The sequence below is a fragment of the Vreelandella piezotolerans genome (assembly GCF_012427705.1).
Lineage (GTDB): Bacteria > Pseudomonadota > Gammaproteobacteria > Pseudomonadales > Halomonadaceae > Vreelandella > Vreelandella piezotolerans.
Window position 1 is genome coordinate 645,197 of sequence record NZ_CP048602.1, and the last position, 20,291, is coordinate 665,487.

The 20,291-nt window shown below is 59.9% G+C and carries 19 protein-coding genes; 8 read left to right on the forward strand and 11 right to left on the reverse strand.

All coding sequences use genetic code 11. The features are described 5' to 3' along the window. Positions 1-6: 6 nt before the first annotated feature. The 4 genes from zigA to GYM47_RS03000 form a co-directional block, all read right to left on the reverse strand. Positions 7-1,233 carry a zinc metallochaperone GTPase ZigA gene (gene zigA / locus GYM47_RS02985; protein WP_153843487.1) on the reverse strand — a complete coding sequence of 409 codons (1,227 nt, stop codon included), beginning with the start codon at positions 1,231-1,233 and terminating at the stop codon, positions 7-9. Between the two features lie 147 nt (positions 1,234-1,380). After that, on the reverse strand, positions 1,381-1,656 hold the full coding sequence (locus GYM47_RS02990) for a TIGR03643 family protein (protein WP_153843488.1): 276 nt from the start codon (positions 1,654-1,656) through the stop codon (positions 1,381-1,383). Positions 1,657-1,775: 119 nt separating this feature from the next. After that, entirely contained in the window at positions 1,776-2,390 is a 615-nt protein-coding gene (locus GYM47_RS02995) for a class I SAM-dependent methyltransferase (protein WP_153843489.1), read from the reverse strand. Between the two features lie 213 nt (positions 2,391-2,603). Beyond that, a complete protein-coding gene (locus GYM47_RS03000) occupies positions 2,604-2,966 on the reverse strand; it encodes a helix-turn-helix domain-containing protein (protein ID WP_168444429.1) in 363 nt (120 codons plus the stop codon). A 513-nt stretch (positions 2,967-3,479) separates the two neighbouring features. Here GYM47_RS03000 and GYM47_RS03005 point away from each other — a divergent pair. After that, positions 3,480-6,284 (forward strand): sensor domain-containing phosphodiesterase, encoded by a 2,805-nt coding sequence (locus tag GYM47_RS03005; protein ID WP_153843491.1) that lies wholly within the window; start codon positions 3,480-3,482, stop codon positions 6,282-6,284. Here the strand turns inward: GYM47_RS03005 and GYM47_RS03010 are convergent. Further along, positions 6,265-7,233: a helix-turn-helix domain-containing protein gene (locus tag GYM47_RS03010; RefSeq protein WP_153843492.1), complete on the reverse strand. Its 969-nt coding sequence runs from the start codon at positions 7,231-7,233 to the stop codon at positions 6,265-6,267. The two genes, GYM47_RS03005 and GYM47_RS03010, sit on opposite strands and share 20 nt — an antisense overlap. A gap of 212 nt (positions 7,234-7,445) precedes the next feature. Between GYM47_RS03010 and GYM47_RS03015 the strand changes: the two genes are divergently transcribed. The 7 genes from GYM47_RS03015 (at position 7,446) to GYM47_RS03040 (ending at position 14,506) form a co-directional block, all read left to right on the forward strand. Next, positions 7,446-8,852: an ethanolamine ammonia-lyase subunit EutB gene (locus GYM47_RS03015; RefSeq protein WP_153843493.1), complete on the forward strand. Its 1,407-nt coding sequence runs from the start codon at positions 7,446-7,448 to the stop codon at positions 8,850-8,852. A gap of 1 nt (position 8,853) precedes the next feature. Beyond that, positions 8,854-9,696, forward strand: coding sequence for an ethanolamine ammonia-lyase subunit EutC (eutC, locus tag GYM47_RS03020; protein WP_153843494.1), 843 nt, complete (start codon positions 8,854-8,856; stop codon positions 9,694-9,696). Positions 9,697-9,851: 155 nt separating this feature from the next. Continuing rightward, positions 9,852-11,285, forward strand: a complete 1,434-nt coding sequence (gene eat / locus GYM47_RS03025; RefSeq protein ID WP_153843495.1) for an ethanolamine permease — start codon at positions 9,852-9,854, stop codon at positions 11,283-11,285. Between the two features lie 96 nt (positions 11,286-11,381). Next, positions 11,382-11,576 (forward strand): CIA30 family protein, encoded by a 195-nt coding sequence (locus GYM47_RS18460; protein ID WP_269202177.1) that lies wholly within the window; start codon positions 11,382-11,384, stop codon positions 11,574-11,576. Then, on the forward strand, positions 11,540-11,881 hold the full coding sequence (locus GYM47_RS03030) for a CIA30 family protein (protein WP_269202178.1): 342 nt from the start codon (positions 11,540-11,542) through the stop codon (positions 11,879-11,881). The genes GYM47_RS18460 and GYM47_RS03030 overlap by 37 nt, the downstream gene beginning before the upstream one ends. Before the next feature lie 112 nt (positions 11,882-11,993). After that, positions 11,994-13,760 carry a bifunctional isocitrate dehydrogenase kinase/phosphatase gene (gene aceK, locus GYM47_RS03035; protein WP_153843496.1) on the forward strand — a complete coding sequence of 589 codons (1,767 nt, stop codon included), beginning with the start codon at positions 11,994-11,996 and terminating at the stop codon, positions 13,758-13,760. 32 nt (positions 13,761-13,792) lie between these two features. Further along, the gene (locus tag GYM47_RS03040; protein ID WP_153843497.1) at positions 13,793-14,506 is read left to right on the forward strand and encodes an SIR2 family NAD-dependent protein deacylase; all 714 of its coding nucleotides are present in this window, start codon (positions 13,793-13,795) and stop codon (positions 14,504-14,506) included. A 55-nt stretch (positions 14,507-14,561) separates the two neighbouring features. Here the strand turns inward: GYM47_RS03040 and bioA are convergent, their stop codons facing one another. Genes bioA through bioB form a run of 6 tightly spaced genes read right to left on the reverse strand, consistent with a single transcriptional unit; the run spans position 14,562 to position 20,258 of the window. Continuing rightward, a complete protein-coding gene (gene bioA, locus GYM47_RS03045; protein WP_153843498.1) occupies positions 14,562-15,830 on the reverse strand; it encodes an adenosylmethionine--8-amino-7-oxononanoate transaminase in 1,269 nt (422 codons plus the stop codon). Next, entirely contained in the window at positions 15,827-16,549 is a 723-nt protein-coding gene (bioD, locus tag GYM47_RS03050; protein WP_139528397.1) for a dethiobiotin synthase, read from the reverse strand. Before bioD ends, bioA begins: the two co-directional genes overlap by 4 nt. After that, positions 16,546-17,331, reverse strand: coding sequence for a methyltransferase domain-containing protein (locus GYM47_RS03055; RefSeq protein WP_153843499.1), 786 nt, complete (start codon positions 17,329-17,331; stop codon positions 16,546-16,548). Before GYM47_RS03055 ends, bioD begins: the two co-directional genes overlap by 4 nt. Beyond that, positions 17,328-18,041, reverse strand: a complete 714-nt coding sequence (locus tag GYM47_RS03060; protein WP_139528399.1) for an alpha/beta fold hydrolase — start codon at positions 18,039-18,041, stop codon at positions 17,328-17,330. Before GYM47_RS03060 ends, GYM47_RS03055 begins: the two co-directional genes overlap by 4 nt. Next, a complete protein-coding gene (gene bioF / locus GYM47_RS03065) occupies positions 18,038-19,183 on the reverse strand; it encodes an 8-amino-7-oxononanoate synthase (RefSeq protein WP_153843500.1) in 1,146 nt (381 codons plus the stop codon). Before bioF ends, GYM47_RS03060 begins: the two co-directional genes overlap by 4 nt. After that, complete coding sequence (gene bioB / locus GYM47_RS03070; protein ID WP_153843501.1) at positions 19,170-20,258, reverse strand: biotin synthase BioB; 1,089 nt, start codon at positions 20,256-20,258, stop codon at positions 19,170-19,172. Before bioB ends, bioF begins: the two co-directional genes overlap by 14 nt. Positions 20,259-20,291 lie beyond the last annotated feature (33 nt).

Genomic DNA, 20,291 nt, shown 5'->3' on the forward strand with positions numbered 1-20,291 from the left:
GTGCTTTTACTCCCAGGCCGGGAATGGATCGGGCAACTGCTGCCATGTCTCCATCCCTTCTAATAGTTCGGCCTCGCTGAGTAAACAGTCGTCCAGCGCTTCACGCATTTTGGTCTCATCTAGGTTCTGGCCGATAAACACCAGCTCCTGGCGCATGTCGCCAAACGGCTCTTGCCATTTCTCCAGAATGAACTGGCGGTATTCCGGGTCTTCCGGCCAGCTGGCTTCCGGGATGGCCTTCCAGAACACTCCGGCAGGGCCGTGATGGGCAATGCCGCCTGCCTGGCTCCACTGGCCCGCGTAGCGGGGGCGAGTAGCCAGCCAGAAAAAGCCTTTGGAGCGCAGCAGGCCCTTGCCGAACCACTCGGCATTCAGCAGGTCGTGAAATTTTTGCGGGTGGAAGGGGCGGCGGGCGTGGTAGGCGAAGCTGCCAATGCCGTACTCTTCGGTTTCCGGCACGTGCTCTCCGCGCATCTCCTTGAGCCAGCCGGGCGCCTGCTGGGCGCGCTCGAAATCGAACTTGCCGGTATCCAACACCTTGTCCAGCGGGACGCCGCCCTGGGTGATGGGCACCAGCTCGGCCTCCGGGTTGAGCGAGCGTAGAATCGCTTTCAATGACGCCAGTTCAGTCTCACTGATTAAGTCCGTCTTGCTGATCAGCAGCACATCGCAAAACTCGATCTGATCCACCAGCAGGTCGGCAACGTTGCGCTCATCGTCCTCGCCCAGACTTTCTCCCGCCTCGGCCAGGCTCTGCGCTTCCTGATACTGAGCCAGGAAGTTGGCGCCATCGACCACGGTGACCAGCGTGTCCAGTCTTGCGACCTGGGAAAGACTCTGGCCGCTTTCGTCTTCGAAGGTAAAGGTTTCTGCCACGGGCAGCGGCTCGGAGATGCCCGTGGACTCGATGACTAGGTAATCGAACTTCCCTTCACGGGCCAGTTGGCTCACCTCCACCAGCAGATCCTCGCGTAAGGTGCAGCAAATACAGCCATTGCTCATCTCGACGAGGCGCTCTTCCGAGCGATTCAAGGCGACGTCGCTATCCAGCGTCGGCTCGCCTGGGCCGCCACGCACCAGTGCACCATCGATATTGACCTCGCTCATGTCGTTGACGATCACTGCAACACGTCGGCCCTCGCGATTGGCGAGAATATGATTGAGCACGGTGGTTTTACCGGCACCCAGGAAGCCGGAAAGCACGGTGACGGATAGGGGAGAAAATGCAGACACGGATAGGTCCTCTCACTTTTATATATTATGTGATAATATAACACTTAGTGGCGGCTGAACATATCCTGTCATGGCGACATGAACGTGGGCGGCACGGCGACTTTGCCAGTGAAATGAGAGGCATTAGGCAGCGGTGAGAAGAAAAGCTTAGCGCTTGTATTGAGTAGGGCAGTAGCCACGCATGACATCGGGCGAACGCAGGGCTCGGTGCTTGGTCGTGCGGCCCGTGACCCGCTTGCGCCATAGGCGGAATGAACTTGGCTTCATCTGGTGACGCATCACCTCGATCACATCGGATTCGTCCAATCCAAAGAGCCGCTCGATGGCTTCGAAAGGCGTGCGGTCTTCCCAGGCCATTTCGATGACGCGTGACTGCTCATCCTCGGGTAGGCAGCGAAAGCGTTTGACCGCCGCTTTAGGCATGGCGCGTCCTCGTCGGTGACATAAAGCAGGACAGTCATGCTATGTCGATTTATGTGCAAAATCTATACATTGATATTTTATTGTATAGAGTTTTGTTGATGGCTAGCAATTTCGCTCACTTACTTCACTGCGAGCAGTGCGCGGAACAGGCCGCTCATGAGCACCGGTTCGTCGCGCTGAATACGAAAACCTGCGTGTTGGAGCATGGGCGTGGCTTGCCTTGTGATATCGGTTGCGATGAAGGAGGTAAGGATGTTGACTGCGCGCCGTCCCCAGCCCGACGGTTGGTCATCGGGCTGGAACTTATCCATAACGCACAGCTGCCCACCAGGCTTAAGCACACGGTAGGCCTCGGTCAGTCCCTGCTCGGGGCAGGGCATCACCGCCAAAATCAGATGCATGACGACGACATCGAAGTGCTCATCGGGATAGAGCAGTTGAGTGGCATCCATGACGTGACAAGCCACATCTCGCTGATAACGCTCGGCCCTGGCGCTGGCTCGTCGGACCATACCAGGTGTAAGGTCGGTCAGGTGTATTTCTAGCCCATGGGGTATGAAGGGAAGGTCCAAGCCCGTTCCTGCGCCCACCAAAAGAATGCGCATACCGGGCTCCCAGTCGACGTGGCTGAGCGCGACACGCCGTGGACGACGTAACGCTCGCGATACGACCGCATCATAGAAAGGTGCATAGGCACTATAGCGAAGGCGATTCCATGTCGTCGTATTCAGCATAGGGCCCCTCAAGAGACGGTTGGGCTAGCGCAGAGGTTGCGTCATGCTGGGTATGGATCATGCGCACTGCATAAGGTGCTCAATAGCTACTCCGTCCAGTATCTATAGCACGAAGCGTTGATAAGCTCCAAAACGCTGGAAACATGACGCGCATTCCACGACAAACGCCAAGCGATGTGGCGATATCCGAAGAGGTGTTCGTTGGGCGTGAGGCTACTTTTCGGTCGATTCGTCTTGTTGAAAACGTATGGCCAAGCTCTCTACGAGTTCTAACATCAACTCTCGATCACGTTGTTTTAATGGAGCTAATAACGTTTTAATTCGGTGTGTTTGATCATCGACATGAATACTGGCTTGGCCTAAAAGCTCCGCTGCTTCGCAGTTGAATATCTCGGCTAATTCTAATAAGCGTATAATATTGGGAATAACTCGCCCTCGCTCGATTCGAGAAACGGCTTCGTTGCCAACCCCAAGGCGTTCGGCTACTTCTTCTTGGGTCAACTGGCTGCGTATTCGCTGTTTGGCGATGGCTCTGCCGATGTTGCTAGCTAGCCGTTTCTGTTCGGTTTTATTCACACGGTCCTCCATATAACCTTGAATGGTTGGGGAACGGCCTATTGACATGAAGGACTGTTTAGGTTGAATATCACCTTCGCAGGTTGATAATGAGTGGCATCATCTGCTTTTTTTGCAACGCGTACTGAAAGGCGATAACTAACAAAGTTAAATCTATTTAAATTGATCATCTAAAATAAAAACGTGGTGAGATTCTTTAAAACTTAAAGGCCGTATAGTAATAGCCTTAAGCGTTATTGTTTGAAGTGTTGGCTGGAAGAGCAAGAGATGAGATGTCTGCCGTACGTTAAGTCATTAAATTAAAAGACATCCCTGTTGAACACTATGGTTCAGGTGGTATCCATTGGCATGAATAACAAGGACGGACAATGCTCTTTAAGGTAGCTGTGCAAACGTAACAGCCACTATCACTGTATGGTTCAGGGATGATCACACAGCGGTCAATTCGGCTTTGATCAAAGCATTTGGCTTGCCAACGTGGCTTACCTATCAAACCCGAAGGCGCTTAATATCATGTCTCCTACGACGGCACCAGAAATTTTCAAACAGCTCGCCGAAGGATTGTCCCGCGTCAATAAAAGCGGGTTCTTTCACCATTTAGCAAGCACCTTGGCGAAGTTGCTCAGCGTCGACCACGCATTGGTCGCTCGTATCGATCATCGCGATACCGCCACGCCATTGGCCATGTGGTCCGAAGGTACGTTTGTCGAGGCGACCTCCTATCTGCTTTGTGGCACCCCCTGTGAGCGAGTGAAGAGTGCGCACGCTTGTTTTCATATCACTTCCCAGGCGCGTGCCTGCTTCCCTAACGATGCTCGGCTGACAGCGCTCAGTGTCGAAAGTTATCTCGGTGTCCCCATGGCAGATGCATCGGGCCGCTGCCATGGGATTCTCGTGCTCATGCATTCGCGACCGCTTCGGTTGCCTCGATACACGAAAGAGGTCATGCGTATCGTTGCCTCGTTAGCAGGCGTCGAACTCTCCCGTCAGATCATCGGTCATCAGGCCGATCAGCGTATTGCCAGTAAGCAACGGGCGTTGAGGTTGCTGAGTAGAGGAAATGACGCACGGTTTCACGCCCACGATGAAACGTCGCTACTGCAGTCGGCGTGCCGTATTCTAGTGGACGTCGGGGGCTACACGGCGGCTTGGGTGCTTCATGGTCTGCCTGGGGAGGAAGGCGTCGAAGGGGGGCTAAAAGCCTGTGTCGATAGAGAAACCGATGTGTCGGGTTGGTTAAGTCCAAAGCAGCTGCTGGTGGAGGGCTATAGCCGCGAACTACGTCACCAAGCGATGGCCCGCCGTGCACCGGTGGTATATTCGCCTCGGCTCGATCCCGACGCTTCGGGGCACGATGCCACGCTGGTGGCGCTAGACGTCGCCGTGTTGGTGGCGTTGCCGTTGGCGTATCGGGGGCAACTGCTCGGTGTCATCACGCTCTATCAAAGCGATGATGCGCCCATGACGGCTGCCGAAGTGCGCTTATTGAGTGAACTAGCTGACGATATCGCCTTTGGTATTGACAGCCTTCGACACCGTCAAGCCGAACAGCGTATCCAGCATGCGGTGGCTCAAGTGGCCACCGCCGTGTCGGCGCAGCACGGCGAAGCCTTCCTGACGCAATTGACCGATCATATGGCCAACGCGTTGGCTGCCGATGTCGGCTTCATTGCGACGCTCGACGATCAGGACCCCAACGTTGCCAATGTGTTGTCGCTCTACGTTAACGGCGAGCGTCAGCCTGCGTTTAGCTACCATTTGGCAGGCGTGCCCTGTCAGGACGTGTTGACACAGCGTGAATGTATCGTGCTCGAAGGGGCTGGTATTCGTTTGCCGGTCGAGTCCAATGGCGCACTGTCATGGGTCAACGCATACGTTGGTCGACGCTTGGACGATGCCCATGGGCGTCCTATCGGCATTATTGGCGTGATGTTCAAGGCACCGCTCTCGGAAACGAAAATCGTCAGCGCGGTATTGCAAATATTCGCCGCAAGAGCAGCGTCCGAACTTGGCCGCCAACGTGACGAGGCTCGCATACGCCAACTGGCCTATTGTGATGCGGGCACTCGGTTACCCAACCGCACGGCTTTCATGCAGCGGCTCGAGCAGTGTGTCAACGCCGAAGCGCAGCTACCTTTTGCGCTATTGCTGCTCGATCTCAACCACTTCAAAGAGATTAATGACACCGCTGGCCATGATGTCGGTGATTTGGTGCTAAAAGAAGTCGCGCAGCGCTTTCGCAGCGTACTGCCTACGGGAGAGTTTGTCGCCCGGCTAGGTGGAGACGAGTTCGTGATCATTTGTCAGGAAGCGAACGACGAGCAACACGCCCAACAAATAGCGGACACCCTCTGTGCGAGTCTCCATGAGCTGATCATGATAGAGCAGCACTCGTCTGAACTGTCAGTGAGCGTGGGAATCGCGCTATACCCGGCCCACGGTCAATCGGCGCAAGCGCTCTTGAAGCATGCCGATATCGCTATGTACCAAGCAAAGCGCCAGAAACTGTCGACGCGTACGTTCGAGTATTGGATGGGGCATGCGGTCGCACAACAGCTGCATATTGCCAAGCGCTTGGCACTGGCGATTGCGAACCACTCGTTCTACTTACATTTTCAGCCGCAGGTGGATATGCGCAGTGGCCAACTCATTGGGGCGGAAGCGCTGTGTCGTTGGTGGGATGACGAGTTGGGAGACGTCTCGCCCGGGCAGTTCATCGCCATTGCCGAAGAGCGTGGAATGATCGTGCCGCTAGGAAACTGTGTCATCGATAAAGCTTGCCAGCAGTTAGCCCAGTGGCAGCGTCAAGGTCTGCAACTGCAAGGGCCGTTAGCTATCAACATTGCGGCCGACCAGTTCGAAGATAGCGATCTGGTGGCGACGCTGCTGGCCAGTTGCCGCACGCACGGCGTGTCTCCTCACGCCTTGAGTATCGAAATCACCGAGAGCGGGATCATGGCCCACCCAGACGATGCCATCGCCATCACCGAGATATTGAAGGGGCATGGCATGGGGCTCTCGATCGATGACTTCGGTACCGGTTATTCGTCATTGGCCTATTTAAAACGATTTGCCGCCGATAGGATCAAAATCGATATCTCGTTCGTGCGCGATATGCTCACTAGCGACAATGATCGCATCATCGTGGCCACTATCATCGCCATGGCCAAAACGTTAGGGCTGGAAACCATTGCAGAGGGCATCGAGACCAAAGCGCAGAGTGAGGCGCTATTGGCCATGGGCTGTACCCAGGCCCAAGGGTATTACTATGGCCGACCGCTGAGTGCCGAGCAGTTTGCTAAGCACTGGTTGACATAGTGCCGCTTGGAGACTGATTGAGCGTGTGCGACGGGCACTCACCAAACTGCTGCTTGTAGTCGTGGGCGAACTGCCCCAAATGCCAAAAGCCCCAGTACGTCGCAATCTCGGTGACCGTTTGGGGCGGCTCGGCCGCGCGTAACGCACGGCGAACGCGATTCAGCCGCGTTAGTCTTAGAAACTGCAGCGGGCTGATACCTAAAATCGTCGTAAAGCTATATTGCAGCGTGCGTCGGCTCACATGTGTCAGCTCGCATAATGCTTCCATGGTAATCGGCGCTTCTAGATGCTCATCGACATACTGCTTGACCCGGTCGACGACGGCCTTTCGGTGAACGTAGCTAGGAGGCAGCTCTTTGCTGGGCTGCTGGGCATCCAGCAGCTCTAACAGGCCAGTCAAGAGAATATCCTGATGTAGCCTCTCGGCGATGGCGCTCTGCTGCTGGCCTAACAGGCGTTCCAAAAGAAACAGTAAGGCGCGCAGCGTGACAGGGTTCACATGACGGCGGGGCGCAGTCATCCACTGCTCATCCAGCGTGATGCCCTGGCGCTCGGCAGCGGCGTATAACGCCGGTAGACGTATCACCACCCCGTAAATATCGAAGGCTTCCGGGGTCACCAATTCAAAATCGCGCCCGCCGGGGCGGCACATCACTTGCTGTGCGTCGAGGGGTTGTCCATTGATACGCGACCCCGCCGAGCGGGGTGGAATCCCCAGCCACAGTGAGTCCTCCCACACCCGACACTCCTGACGCAGCGCTTGGCCCGTGTGCTCTTTGAAGACTTGAAGGGCAGGCAGCGCAATTTCATCCAGCCGTCCGTAAAAACGTCCCGGGGTGAGCTGATCGTACTGCTGCTGCCAGCGGGTCAGATTTTGCGCATGCTCATCGGCATCGAAGGCTTCTTGAATGCACTTTTTTGGTGCGCTTTGAGTCGGCGTCGAGGACATCACCCGCTCCTAGTGGCGTGACCGACTAGCGTCCACGCCTTGTTGTCGTTATTAACCAGCTGTTTCTTATTGGTTTTTATAGCCTTGGTGTGTTTTGCCAAAACTCGATACTCCCCGTTAAGTGATAGCGCTATTGTGAGAACAAGCAAGTTTTGTTCCTCAACGCGCATACCGTGCCTTGAGTATCGAACAAGTAAGAGAAGGGAAGGCCCATGGCGCAGACCTATCACACCACGGTGGGGAGCCGCCGCTATCGCTTTAGCGGGCTCGCCGAACTGATGGCCAAAGCCACGCCGCCGCGCTCGGGCGACCGCCTCGCTGGGGTGATGGCAGAGTCCGCAGAAGAGCGGGTCGTCGCCCAAATGGTGCTGGCGGAGCTGCCGCTCACCACCTTTTTGAACGAGGCGCTGATCCCCTACGAGCAGGACGAAATCACCCGCCTGATTATCGACGACCACGATGCAGAGGCGTTTGCGCCGCTGCAGCACCTGACCGTAGGCGATTTTCGCAACTGGCTGCTTTCGGACCACGCCACCAGTGAAGCCCTGGCCGCTGCCCGGCCCGGCATTACGCCGGAAATGGCCGCGGCGGTGAGTAAGCTGATGCGCAACCAGGACCTCATGCTGGTGGCGAAGAAATGCCAAGTGACCACGGCATTTCGCAACACCATTGGGCTGCCGGGGCGGCTTTCGACCCGCTTACAGCCCAATCACCCCACCGATGACGTCACCGGCATCGCGGCCAGTATTCTCGATGGCCTGCTGTATGGCAGCGGCGATGCGGTGATTGGTATCAACCCGGCTACCGATAACGTCGCCCAGAGCATCAAGCTGATGCGCCTGATGGACGACGTGATCCAGAAATACGAGATCCCTACGCAATCCTGCGTGCTGACCCACGTGACCAATACGCTAGAAGCCATTGAACAGGGCGCACCGGTGGATCTGGTGTTTCAGTCCATTGGCGGCACCGAAGCCACCAACCGCAGCTTTGGGTTCGATTTGAGCACCCTGGCGGAAGCCGAAGCCGCTGCACAAACGTTGAACCGAGGCACCGTGGGTCGCAACGTGATGTATTTCGAAACCGGCCAAGGCAGCTCGCTCTCCGCCGACGCCCACCACGGGCTGGATCAGCAAACCTGCGAAGCCCGGGCCTACGCCGTGGCGCGCAAGTTCAATCCGCTGCTGGTCAACACGGTGGTGGGGTTTATTGGCCCTGAATATCTCTACGACGGTAAAGAGATCACTCGCGCCGGGCTGGAGGATCACTTCTGCGGCAAGCTCTTAGGTGTGCCGATGGGGTGCGACGTGTGTTACACCAACCACGCCAACGCCGATCAAAACGATATGGATAATCTGCTGACGCTGCTGGGCGTGGCGGGCTGCAACTTCGTGATGGGCATCCCCGGCTCTGACGACATCATGCTCAACTATCAAACCACGTCGTTTCACGATGCGCTCTATGCCCGTCGGGTGCTGGGGCTAAAAGCCGCGCCAGAGTTCGAACAGTGGCTGGCCAAGATGCAGATCTTCCAAGATGTGAGCACCCATCGTCTTAACGACCAGCTGCCCGCCGCCTTTGCCAACAGCCTGCGCCACTTGCCGAAGGGGAGCGACTGAAATGCCTAAGCAACCCACGCAGGAAACCACTGCGCCTATCGTCATTGAAAACCCCTGGGAGCGCCTGCGCGCCTTTACCGACGCGCGCATTGGTCTGGGGCGCGCGGGGGTGAGCCTGCCCACCAAGCAGCTGCTCGCGTTTCAACTCGCCCATGCCCAAGCTCAAGATGCGGTTCACTGCCCGCTGGAGTGTGAGGCGCTGGCCGAGGAGCTGACCCAAGCGCTTGGTTTGAGCACCGCGCCGCTTGCGGTGCACAGCCGCGCAGAGGATCGCGAAATGTACCTGCAGCGGCCCGACTACGGCAGACGCCTTAACGAGGCATCCCGGCAGACGCTGCAGCAGGCGGCAGAGGGCGGCCAACGGTTCGATCTGGCGGTGGTGATCGTCGATGGCCTCTCGGCGCTGGCGGTACAGCAAAACAGCATCCCGTTTCTTACCGCGCTGTATGACGCATTCGGGCGCGACAAGAACGAATGGCAGCTCGCGCCGCTGATCCTTGTCGAGCAAGGGCGCGTGGCCATTGGCGACGAGGTGGGCGCGCTGCTCAACGCCGATGCGGTGCTGGTCATGGTCGGCGAACGCCCCGGCCTTAGCTCCCCAGATAGCTTAGGGCTGTATATGACCTGGAGCCCCGAGGTGGGCTTAAAAGATGACCGGCGCAACTGCATCTCCAACGTGCGCCCGGCCGGGCTTGCGTATGAAGAAGCGGCCCGGCGTTTGCTGCTGCTGCTGACCGAGGCGCGGGAGCGCAAGCTCTCCGGCGTGAAGCTCAAAGATCGCAGCGAAGATAACGTCTTGGAGGGCGGCAGCGGTTCGACTCGAAATTTCCTGGTGGCCGATTGACGGTCACCACGCGCAACAACGCTAACGATATTTTCAATAACACCGCTGACGTCATTTCAATAACACCGCTGATGGCTCTCCCAAAAACAAGACGGAACCAGGACCACAGCACGCCGCTGACACCCATTGCGTTCCACACTGAAAAGGGCAAAACGATGACACAACCAACGGTTGATCAGGCGTATCTGGCCAAGCGCCAGCTGCGTAAAGGTACGGCAGGCTGGATGCTGCTCGCGGGGCTTGGGGTTTCCTATGTCATTTCCGGTGACTTTGCGGGCTGGAACTTTGGCATCGCTGAAGCAGGCTGGGGCGGGTTTGCGATTGCTGCTTGTTTGATGGCGCTGATGTACCTCGCGCTGGTGCTGGCACTGGCGGAAATGTCCGCTGCGATTCCTGCCGCTGGGGGCGGTTACAGCTTCGCTCGGCAAGCCATGGGGCCTGCGGGGGGCTATTTGACTGGACTTGCCGTGTTGATCGAGTACGCGCTGGCCCCGGCGGCCATCGTGATTTTTATCGGCTCGGCGGTAGAGGCCTTGTTAGGCGTTAACGGGCCGCTGGTGTATCTGCTGTTTTATGCGGTGTTCATTGGCATTCACTTGGCGGGTGTGGGGGAAGCGCTGAAAGTGATGATGGTGATCAGCGGTTTGGCGGTCTTTGCCATTCTGGCCACTGCGGTAGCGCTAATTGGTGACTTCGATGCGGCCAACCTGTTCGATATTGCCCCCACCGAGGCGGCGGGTGCGAGCACCTTCATGCCTTTTGGCTGGTACGGCATTTGGGCGGCGCTGCCTTTTGGTATGTGGCTGTTTTTGGCCGTTGAAGGGGTGCCGTTGGCGGCCGAAGAGGCGAAAGACCCTGCTCGCGATATGCCTAAAGGCATTATCGGTGCCATGCTGTTTCTGCTCTTCACCGCCCTGCTCGTGGTGGTGCTGTTAGCCGGTGCCGCAGGTGCGGAGATGATTGGCCAAAGTGGCGTGCCGCTGGTGGATGCCTTGAATGCTGCAGGTAACCCGACGCTGGCGACCCTGGTCAACGTGCTGGGCCTGGCGGGTTTGATCGCCTCCTTCTTCTCGATCATTTATGGCTACAGTCGCCTGGTGTTCGCGCTCTCTCGAGCAGGCTATTTGCCCAAACCGCTGTCGCTGACCAGCGAGCGTAAAGTGCCTTACTTAGCGCTGATAGTGCCCGGCATCTTTGGTTTTCTCGCGTCGCTGAGCGGCGAAGGCGATCTGATGTTAGGCATGGCGGTCGTTGGTGCGACTATCTCCTATGCATTGATGGCCTTTAGCCATATTTGGCTGCGTCTCAAGCAGCCCGATCTGCCGCGCCCCTATAAAACCCCAGGCGGCGTGGTGACGTCAGGCATCGCGCTGGTGCTCTCGCTCGTCGCGCTGACCGGCGTTTATGCCTTCGATCCTCGGGCGTTCAACTACACCATCTTGCTGTTCATTGCTGGAGCGGCGTACTACTTCCTCTACAGCAAACACCATCTGGTGGCGAAAACCGCCGAAGAGGAGTTCGCGCTAGTGACCGCCTCGCCGGAGGAGGCCGAGCCCGTCGCTCCGGCGGCTGCTTCCGCAAAGCTGTAATCACGGCGGCGCATCGCCTAGTCTGAACCATGTCAATGCGCCTCTGGGCTCTTGCTCAGGGGCGTTGTCTTTGGCGGACAAGGAGGAGCTCGAAGGATGCTGAACTTTAACGAATCGAACATGGCCGAGGCAGAGCAGCGGCGCTGGTACGCGGTGGACGATGGCGTGATGGGCGGCGTGTCCCACAGCGGCTTTCGCTTGGAAGCGGGTGCTGGCTGCTTTTATGGCGAGGTGTCGTTGGAAAACGGCGGTCGGTGCGCCGTGAACCAGACGGTTTCGAGCCGACCCTAGCCCACGGCCTAGGCGTTACGCTGCGCGTGCGTGGCGATGGTCGTACCTATCAGCTACGGTTCAAAAGCAGCGCGCTAGAGGAGGCCAGCGCCTACCGGGTGGCCTTCACGCCCACGGCTCACCAGTGGGAAACGCATCGATTCACCTGGGCGCAGTTCGATGCGGTGCGCCGGGGCACGCTGCTTTCCAGCGCGCCGGCTCTCGACCCATCGACTATTCTCCAGCTCGGATTTTTGATTGCCGACCGCACCGCGGGGCCGTTTCGTCTGGAGGTTGCCTCCATTGCGCCGTATTCACAGAGCTGACACTGTCAGGGCTAACACTGACAGGGCTGACATTTACAGGACTAAGGTCGTCTCGTATGTAGTGGGCCGTTCACGGACTCTGGGAAGCTCTCTTTCGACGTGAGCTCGCGTGATGAAACACTCCCCCGCGTACCGCCTAGCGGCCACCGTGTTGCACGGTTTCGATGAGTACCGTGCCCGCTTCAAGCAGATCACTTCCGATGCCAGCCGCCGCTTTCGCGACGCCGCCTGGCGAGAGGCGCAGCAAGCCTCCGCGGCGCGCATTAATCTTTACGGTGAAAAAGTGGGCGATACGCTCGGTCGATTGCAGCGCACCTTTGCCCAGGAGGTGCTGGCCCACTGCGAAACCTGGCAGGAAGCACGCGGACACTACGCCCAGTTGATCAGCCAGCGGTTGGATTACGAGCTGGCGGAAACCTTCTTCAATTCGCTGTTCTGTTCGGTGTTTCAGCATCGCCATATCCGCAATGACTGGATGTTCGTCTACAGCTCCCGGGAGGATGCCGCGCACCGCTCAGGCATCGAGCTGTGCCGTCGGTATGACGTCAAAGGTGACTGGGCAGGGGCGCTCGCTTGGGCGCTGAGCGAAGCTCCTTTCGAGTCCCCCTTTGCCGACGTCGAGCGCGACAGCCAGCTCGGCGCTGGATTGCTGGAAGCTCAGCTCCCTGCTGCAATTTGGCAGGCAGACGATGCCCAGGTAGAACTACTCAACAGCGTGTTTTACCGCAACAAAGGGGCGTATCTGGTGGGGCGACTTCTAGGTGGCGGCGAGCAGGTCCCCTTGGTGCTGCCCGTTCTACATGGGGAAGGGTTTGGCGAGCAGCAGGGGGGCGACCCCTGCCTGCACTTGGATACGGTCCTCACCGAAACCGATGAAGTGTCGATCATCTTCTCGTTCACTCGCGCCTATTTCCAGGTAGACGTGCCGGTGCCGGGAGAGTTCGTCGCCTATCTAAAACAGCTCATGCCCCACAAGCCCGAGGGCGAGCTGTACGCCGCCATTGGCTTTTTCAAACACGGCAAAACCGAATTTTTCCGCGCGCTGAACCAGCAGGTGGCCAAGCGCGAAGAGCGCTTCATGATCGCGCCGGGGGTGCGGGGCATGGTGATGGCGGTATTCGTGCTGCCGAGCTTTCGCACCGTGTTCAAGATCATCAAGGATGAGTTCGACCCTGCCAAAGAGGTCACCCACGCCATCGTGCGGGAGAAGTACCGGCTGGTAAAACGCCACGACCGGGTGGGGCGCATGGCCGACACCCAGGAGTTCTCCAACTTTATCGTCCGCCAGGACCACTTCGAGCCGGAGTGTTTGGCCCATCTACTTGAGGTTGCGCCCTCCACGGTGTCGCTGAAAGAGGACAAGGTGATCATCAAGCACTGCTACACCGAGCGAATGATGACGCCGCTGAATATCTACCTGGAGCAGTGCAGCGCCGATGAGCGAGTGATGGTGCTAAAAGATTACGGCAACGCCATCAAACAGATGGCAGCAGCGAATATTTTTCCTGGCGATATGCTGCTGAAGAATTTTGGCGTCACTCGCCACGGACGGGTGATTTTCTACGACTACGACGAGGTGAGCTATCTCACCGAGTGCCGCTTCCGCCATATTCCCAAATCCCAGGGGGTCGACAGTTACATGGATGGCGGTACCAGCCTTTCCATTGGCCCCAACGATATCTTCCCCGAAGAGTTTGGCCCGTTCATGTTTGCCAACCCGGAACTGCGCGCACTATTCATGGAGCAGCATCCGGAGCTGTTCGACCCGGACTACTGGCTGACACTACAGCGGGCGATTCTGGAGGGGCGGGTGATCGACGTGTACCCGTATCGCAACAAGCAGCGGTTCGCGGGCACCGTGGGGCAACTGGTACATTAGGCGTTTACTGGACGACGTAAGCCGAGGACAGCATGACTTCAGCCCCGCACTTGGTGGTATTTACCGGCTCGGGAATCAGCGCGGAGAGCGGCATCAAAACCTTCCGCGCCAGCGATGGCCTCTGGGAGGATCACCCAGTGGAGGAGGTCGCCACGCCGCAAGGGTGGCGGCAAGACCCAGAGCGGGTGTTGGCGTTCTATAACCAGCGTCGGGAGCAGATTCGCCGTGCAAAGCCCAACGCTGCCCATAAAGCGCTGGCGGCGCTGGAGCAGGAGGGCTTCAAGGTCAGCGTGATTACTCAGAACATCGACGACCTGCACGAGCGGGCAGGCTCCCGTCACGTGCTGCACCTGCACGGCGAGATTTCAAAGGCCCGCTCATCGGTGGATGCGCGGCTGCGCTACCCGCTGTCAAAGGGCGGAATTGCCCTGGGCGATGTGTGCGATAAGGGCAGCCAGCTGCGCCCAGACGTGGTGTGGTTTGGCGAAGCGGTACCGCTGTTCGAAGAGGCCTGCGAGCTGGTGAGCCAAGCGGACTTTCTGCTGGTGGTGGGTACCTCGTTGGCAGTGATGCCCGCCGCATCGCTGCTCACCTATATCGATTATGACACCCCCTGTGCGCTGGTAGACCCCGACGCCGATGAGCTAAGCCCACCCGGCGTGCTGGCGATCAATACCACGGCGGGGGAAGGCGTGCCGGCGCTGGTTAACCAGTGGCGTAAGCAGGGGAATTTGATACTGCCTTGATCGGCAGGATCGCTCTCCACGTCCTCACCTGACCTGTTCATGACGTTGGATGACGCTATTCTAAAAACCACGCTTTCATCACCCCGGTAATCTGGGTGAGCTCGGCATCTGTTGCGATATAGGCGGGCATGGTGTAAAGCCAGCGGCCAATGGGGCGCAGCCACACGCCCCGCGCTCGGGCAAATGCGGCAACGCCTTTCAGCGCTTCGCTGCTGTGGGCTTCGATCACCGCCGTTGCGCCCAACACGCGCACGTCCGCGACGGCCGGATGTGCGCGCAGCGCTACGTCTTCTAATAGCTCGCGCTGTAACGTTTGGCTGAGCGCGGCAATTTTCTCCAGGTAATGCTCCTCCTCGAACACCTTCAGGCTCTCCAGCGCCACGCGGCAGGCCAGGGGGTTGCCCATAAAGGTGGGGCCGTGCATGAACGCGTGGTGCTCGCTGTCGCCAATGAACGCCCCGTGAACCCGGTCGGTGGCCAGCGTGGCCGCATGGCCCAAGTAGCCGCCGGTCAGCCCTTTGGAGAGCACCATGATATCTGGCGTGACGCCCGCGTGGTCGGCGGCAAACAGCTTGCCGGTGCGGCCAAAGCCGGTAGCGACTTCGTCGAAAATCAGCAGCACGCCAAACTCATCGCACAGCGCCCGTGCGCCGCGCAGGTAGTCCGGCGAGGTCATGTTCAGCCCGCCCGCCGCTTGCAGCAGCGGCTCCATCAGGAGTGCAGCAATCTCATGGTGGTGGCGCGCTAGCACCGCCCGCAGCCCGGCGAGGTCCCGCTCTACCTGCTCTGGCGTCGCGTCGAAGGGGGCCGTGGGGGCTGGGGCGAAGTGGTGCTGGGGCAGCAGGCTGGCGAACAGACCATGCATGCCCTCTTCGGGATCGCACACCGCCATGCAGCCGGTGGTGTCACCGTGATACGCCTTCATCAGCGAGAGCATTTTGCGCTTGCCGGGGAGGCCCGAGAGCACTTGGTACTGCAGCGCCATCTTCATGGCGACTTCCATGCCCACCGAGCCGCTATCGGAGAAGAACACATGATTCAGCCCCGGCGGGGTAATGCGCACCAGCGCCCGCGCCAGCTGGTCGGCGGGGTCGTGGGTGAGGCCACCCAGCATCACATGGCAAAGCTCCCCCGCCTGCTCGCGAATGGCGGCGACGAGGCGCGGATGGCCGTAGCCGTGAATCATGCACCACCAGGAGCAGGTGGCATCCAGCAGGCGCTCACCGCTGTCTAGCGTAAAGTAGCTGCCGCTGCCGCCCACCACCTTGGGCGCAGGCGTTTGGGTCTTGAGGTGGGCGTAGGGGTGCCAAACGGGAGAGTTCATAGCGTTGCTTCCTGGGTGGCAAAAGGGAGCAACGCATCAAGGAAGATAAAGCGCTGCGCGGTGGAGGCATCGGCGTGTGCCAAATGAGGAATGAGCCCTAGGCAGGGAGCAGGTAAGGCGCGCTTCAGCAGCGCCACATTGGCCGTGAAGCGTGCGCTATCGCTGGCAAAGGCAGGATCTACCACGCTGCCCACCCAGCCCGCCAGCGTCAAGCCATCGGCAGCGATGGCCTCGGCAGTGAGCCGAGCATGGTTGAGGCAGCCCAGTTTTAGCCCGACCACCAGGATCACCGGCAGCCCGAGCGCGCAAGGCAGGTCGGAAAAGTCGTCTGCATCATTCAGCGGCACCCGCCAGCCGCCTGCGCCTTCGATTAGCGTCAGATCCCGTGGCGTGCCGGTTAACGTGTCGCTGAGCGCCTGAGTAACGCTTGCCACGTTAAGCACCGCACCTGCTTCCAGGGCGGCGAGATGCGGTGCAATGGCGGGAGCAAAGGTCCAGGGGTTGATCGTTGGGTAATCCACTGGCGGGAAGCTTTGCGCCTGTAGCGCCAGGGCATCGCGGTTGCGCAGGCCGTTGGGCGTGGCCTCGCTACCTGAGGCAATGGGCTTCAACCCTAGCGTGGTGAGCTGGCGCTGGCGGGCGGCGCACAGCAGCGCGCTGGTGGCCAGGGTCTTGCCCGCATCGGTGTCGGTACCAGTAACGAAATAAGTGTTGTTCATCTCGCGCTTTCCAGTCGTAGCGTCAGGCAGTGGTAGCTCACCGGCAGCCCCTGCGGTGTGCGCAGCGATTCATAGCGAGCCTGGGCATTAATGAGCGCTTGGCGGGTCAGTCGAGCGTTGGGTCTGGCTACTTGGGCGCCTACGCCTTTGATGGAGGCCATGACGGCGTTCATATCGGAATAGAAAAACCGCCGCTGCGCACGGGTATGCTGGATGAGGCGCAGGCCGCTTTGCTGAATCGCCCGCTGTACGGTGCTGGCATCCGGTGTTTGCAGCAGCGCCTCGGGCCGCTGCCAAGCGGTGGCGACTTCGCTCAGCGTGCCGGGCAGCAGGGTGGTGATGCGCGCCTGCCCACCCGGGGCGAGCACCCGGGCGAGCTCCTGCATCACTGCGCCGATATCCGGACACCACTGAATCGCCAGGTTCGAGAACACGAGATCCACGCTGGCATCGCTGAGCGGTAGCGCGGCGGCATCTCCCTGCTCCCAGCGTATGGCATCGCCATACTGCGCCTGTGCCTGGGCGAGCATACCGGGCGCTAGATCGAGCCCGGTGATGGCAGCATCGGGATAGTGTTCCGCTAGCCGCTGGGTCCAGTAGCCGGTGCCGCAGCCCAGGTCGAGCACGTGATGAGACCTCTCGGGCAGCGTTTGCCAAAGCGCCTCGCCGATATCGCGCTGGGCGCTGGCGAGGGTGTCATAGCGTGGTGCCGCTCGGGAAAAGGCCCGAGCCACACGCTCCTGCCAGTGGGTGAGTGGAAGCGGGGTAGCCGGTGAGTTCATCGCGGCTCCTGGAGGATGGCCTGCTCGGCCAGCCGTGCCGCCAGTGGGGCGGGCTGGGAGAGCATGGGGCAGTGTCCTGCGGCTTCCAGCCGTAGCGCTTGCTGGCGAGAGCGGCCGGGTAGCAGCGGGTCATGGGCTCCCGCCAATCGGCGGATAGGGCAGGGAGGGTGCGCGAGCAGTGCTCGGTTATCCAGCGTCTCGAGCCACATGAGCCCTTGCGCGAGCGTGTCGGTATCGGCGTGGGGAGTCTCGCCTAACCGTGCGCGTAGCTGGCGGTGGGCCTCGCGGGCGTTGGGCTCGCCTTGGGCCTGCCAGCGTAGAAAGTGCCGCCACGTGGCAACCGGATCACGATGGAAGGCGCGCTGAAAGCTGGCCAGCTCCTCATACGTCACACCGCCATCCTCCCCGTCACTGCAAAAACGGCTGCCTGCACCCAGTAGCAGCAGGGCCTGGGGCGGCGGCAAGTGATCGAGCAGCGCTGTGGCCAGCAACCCTCCCAGCGACCAGCCTACCCAGACGGCATCGCTGGGTAGCTCGGGGGCCATCCGTTCGGCCAGGGCGGCGATGCTCATCGGCGTGGACAGCGCTGGAGACTCACCGTAGCCGGGCCACTCCACTGGGGTGGGTTCGATGGTAGGGTGCCAGTGCGCCGCCAGCGTCTGCCAAATGCGGTAATCAACGCCCCAGCCTGACAGCAGGATGAGCTTCATTGTTGCTTCTCCCGCAGGCAGGCAGCAGCAACCTCCAAGAGCCTGTCGATATCGCTTTGGGTGTGGCGAGCGCTCAGGGTGATGCGCAGCCGCGACTCGCCGTTGGGCACTGTGGGCGGTCGAATCGCCCCTACCTGGATATCGTGCTGGTCGAACGTGGACGCCCAGGCCAGGGTACGCTGTTCGCTCCCCAGTAGCAGCGGCTGGATGTGCGTTTGGGAGTGGCCGAGTGGCAGCCCTAAGGCGGCCGCCTGCTGGCGAAAGTAGTGTATGTGGCGAGTGAGCCGCTGGCGGTGCTCGGGCTCCCGCTGCACGATGGTGAGTGCTTCTAACGTGGCGGCAGCAATCGCGGGCGGCTGGGCGGTGGTATACACGTAGCTGCGGGAAAACTGAATCAGGTGTTCGATCAACGCGGCGTCACCCGCCACAAATGCGCCTGCGGTGCCTAGTGCCTTGCCCAGGGTGCCGACCAAGATCGGCACGGCGTGGCTATCAAAACCTTCTACGCAGCCCGCGCCGTGTTCACCCAGTACACCGAGACCATGGGCGTCGTCGATCATCAGCCAGGCGTCGTGCTGCTGGCTGAGGTGGGCGAGCTGCTCGATGTCGGCGATATCGCCATCCATGCTGAACACGCCGTCGCTGACCACCAGCTTATGGGTGGCCGTGCTGCGCTCGAGCAGGCGCTGTAGATCGTGACCATCGCGGTGGTGATAGCGCCGGGAGCGTGCGCCGCTCAGCGCGGCCCCGTCGAGTAGCGAGGCGTGATTGAGACGGTCCTGAAATACCGCGGTGTTCGAATCCGCTAGCGCCTGCAGTACGCCCAGGTTCGCCATATAACCCGTGGAGAACAGCAGCGCCCGCTCGCGCCCGGTCCACTCGGCCAGCGCCTCTTCCAACGCATCGTGAATGCCCAGGTGCCCGCTGACCAAGTGCGACGCCCCGGCCCCGGCGCCAAAGCGTTTCGCGCCTTCCGCCTGAGCCGCCTGTACGCGTGGGTCTTGGGCAAGGCCTAGATAGTCGTTGCCTGAAAAGTCGAGTGCCCCATGGGCAGAAACCCGGCGGCTGCGCCAGCGCTGCTGACGCTCGCGCTCGTGGCGGGCTGCCGCCAAGCGCTGGTGCCACACCTCAGACACTGGCATCCACCGCCAGCGCCGCAGCGCGCTCGGCCTGTGCATTACGCTGCGCCTGTTGGGCCAGCCGCTCGGAATGCTGCGTGTCGTCTTCGCAGGTGTCGCGGCGCTCGGGGTGCAGGCCTAGTTTGGCAAACAGCGCGCGGTCGCGCTCTGCTTGAGGGTTGCCGGTGGTCAGCAGCTTGTCGCCGTAAAAAATGGAGTTGGCACCGGCTAGGAAAGCGAGCGCCTGGGTGGATTCGCTCATTTGCTCGCGACCCGCCGAGAGGCGTACATGGCTTTGGGGCATCATGATACGGGCCACGGCGATGGCGCGGATGAACGCCAGCGGGTCTAAATCCTCGACGTTTTCCAGCGGTGTCCCCGGTACTTTGACCAGCATGTTGATAGGCACCGATTCAGGATGCGGCGAGAGCTTGGCCAACTGCTGCAGCAATGCGCTGCGATCCTGTGCGCCCTCACCCATGCCTAAAATGCCGCCGGAACACACTTTCATACCGGCGTCGCGCACGGTGGCCAGGGTCTCCAGGCGGTCGCTGTAGGTGCGGGTAGTGATGATTTCGCCGTAGAAGTCGGGGGAGGTATCGAGGTTGTGGTTGTAGTAGTCGAGCCCGGCAGCGGCCAGCCGCGTGGCCTGCTCGCCGTCGACCATGCCCAGCGTCATGCAGGTCTCGAGCCCTAGCGCCTTTACCTGGCGCACCATCTCTTCCACCGCCACTAAATCTTTATCCCGTGGGCTACGCCATGCGGCCCCCATGCAAAAGCGGCTGGCGCCTGCTTCTTTAGCTGCTTTGGCCTGCGCCACCACCTTCTCGATTTCCAGCAGCTTCTCTTTTTCTAACTGGGTGTTGTAGTGACCCGATTGGGGACAGTACTTGCAGTCCTCCGGGCAAGCCCCGGTTTTGATCGACAGCAGGGTAGACACCTGCACCGCGTTGGCGTCGAAATGCGCCCGATGTACCTGCTGGGCGCGAAACAGCAGGTCGTTAAAGGGCAGCGCAAACAGCGCGTTGATCTCGTCAAGCGTCCAGTCGTAGCGCGGCGCGGCATCCGCCGCGTGAGAAGAAGTCGAGGTGGCGGTCACGGGTAAACCTATATTCTTTTGAAAGTTGACAGG

Bases quoted from the DNA above. Each gene is read 5' to 3' on its own strand.
- GYM47_RS02990 (WP_153843488.1), bottom strand. From the start codon at position 1,656: ATGCCTAAAGCGGCGGTCAAACGCTTTCGCTGCCTACCCGAGGATGAG.
- GYM47_RS02995 (WP_153843489.1), bottom strand. From the start codon at position 2,390: ATGCTGAATACGACGACATGGAATCGCCTTCGCTATAGTGCCTATGCA.
- GYM47_RS03005 (WP_153843491.1), top strand. From the start codon at position 3,480: ATGTCTCCTACGACGGCACCAGAAATTTTCAAACAGCTCGCCGAAGGA.
- GYM47_RS03010 (WP_153843492.1), bottom strand. From the start codon at position 7,233: ATGTCCTCGACGCCGACTCAAAGCGCACCAAAAAAGTGCATTCAAGAA.
- GYM47_RS03015 (WP_153843493.1), top strand. From the start codon at position 7,446: ATGGCGCAGACCTATCACACCACGGTGGGGAGCCGCCGCTATCGCTTT.
- eutC (WP_153843494.1), top strand. From the start codon at position 8,854: ATGCCTAAGCAACCCACGCAGGAAACCACTGCGCCTATCGTCATTGAA.
- eat (WP_153843495.1), top strand. From the start codon at position 9,852: ATGACACAACCAACGGTTGATCAGGCGTATCTGGCCAAGCGCCAGCTG.
- GYM47_RS18460 (WP_269202177.1), top strand. From the start codon at position 11,382: ATGCTGAACTTTAACGAATCGAACATGGCCGAGGCAGAGCAGCGGCGC.
- aceK (WP_153843496.1), top strand. From the start codon at position 11,994: ATGAAACACTCCCCCGCGTACCGCCTAGCGGCCACCGTGTTGCACGGT.
- GYM47_RS03040 (WP_153843497.1), top strand. From the start codon at position 13,793: ATGACTTCAGCCCCGCACTTGGTGGTATTTACCGGCTCGGGAATCAGC.
- bioA (WP_153843498.1), bottom strand. From the start codon at position 15,830: ATGAACTCTCCCGTTTGGCACCCCTACGCCCACCTCAAGACCCAAACG.
- bioD (WP_139528397.1), bottom strand. From the start codon at position 16,549: ATGAACAACACTTATTTCGTTACTGGTACCGACACCGATGCGGGCAAG.
- GYM47_RS03055 (WP_153843499.1), bottom strand. From the start codon at position 17,331: ATGAACTCACCGGCTACCCCGCTTCCACTCACCCACTGGCAGGAGCGT.
- GYM47_RS03060 (WP_139528399.1), bottom strand. From the start codon at position 18,041: ATGAAGCTCATCCTGCTGTCAGGCTGGGGCGTTGATTACCGCATTTGG.
- bioF (WP_153843500.1), bottom strand. From the start codon at position 19,183: ATGCCAGTGTCTGAGGTGTGGCACCAGCGCTTGGCGGCAGCCCGCCAC.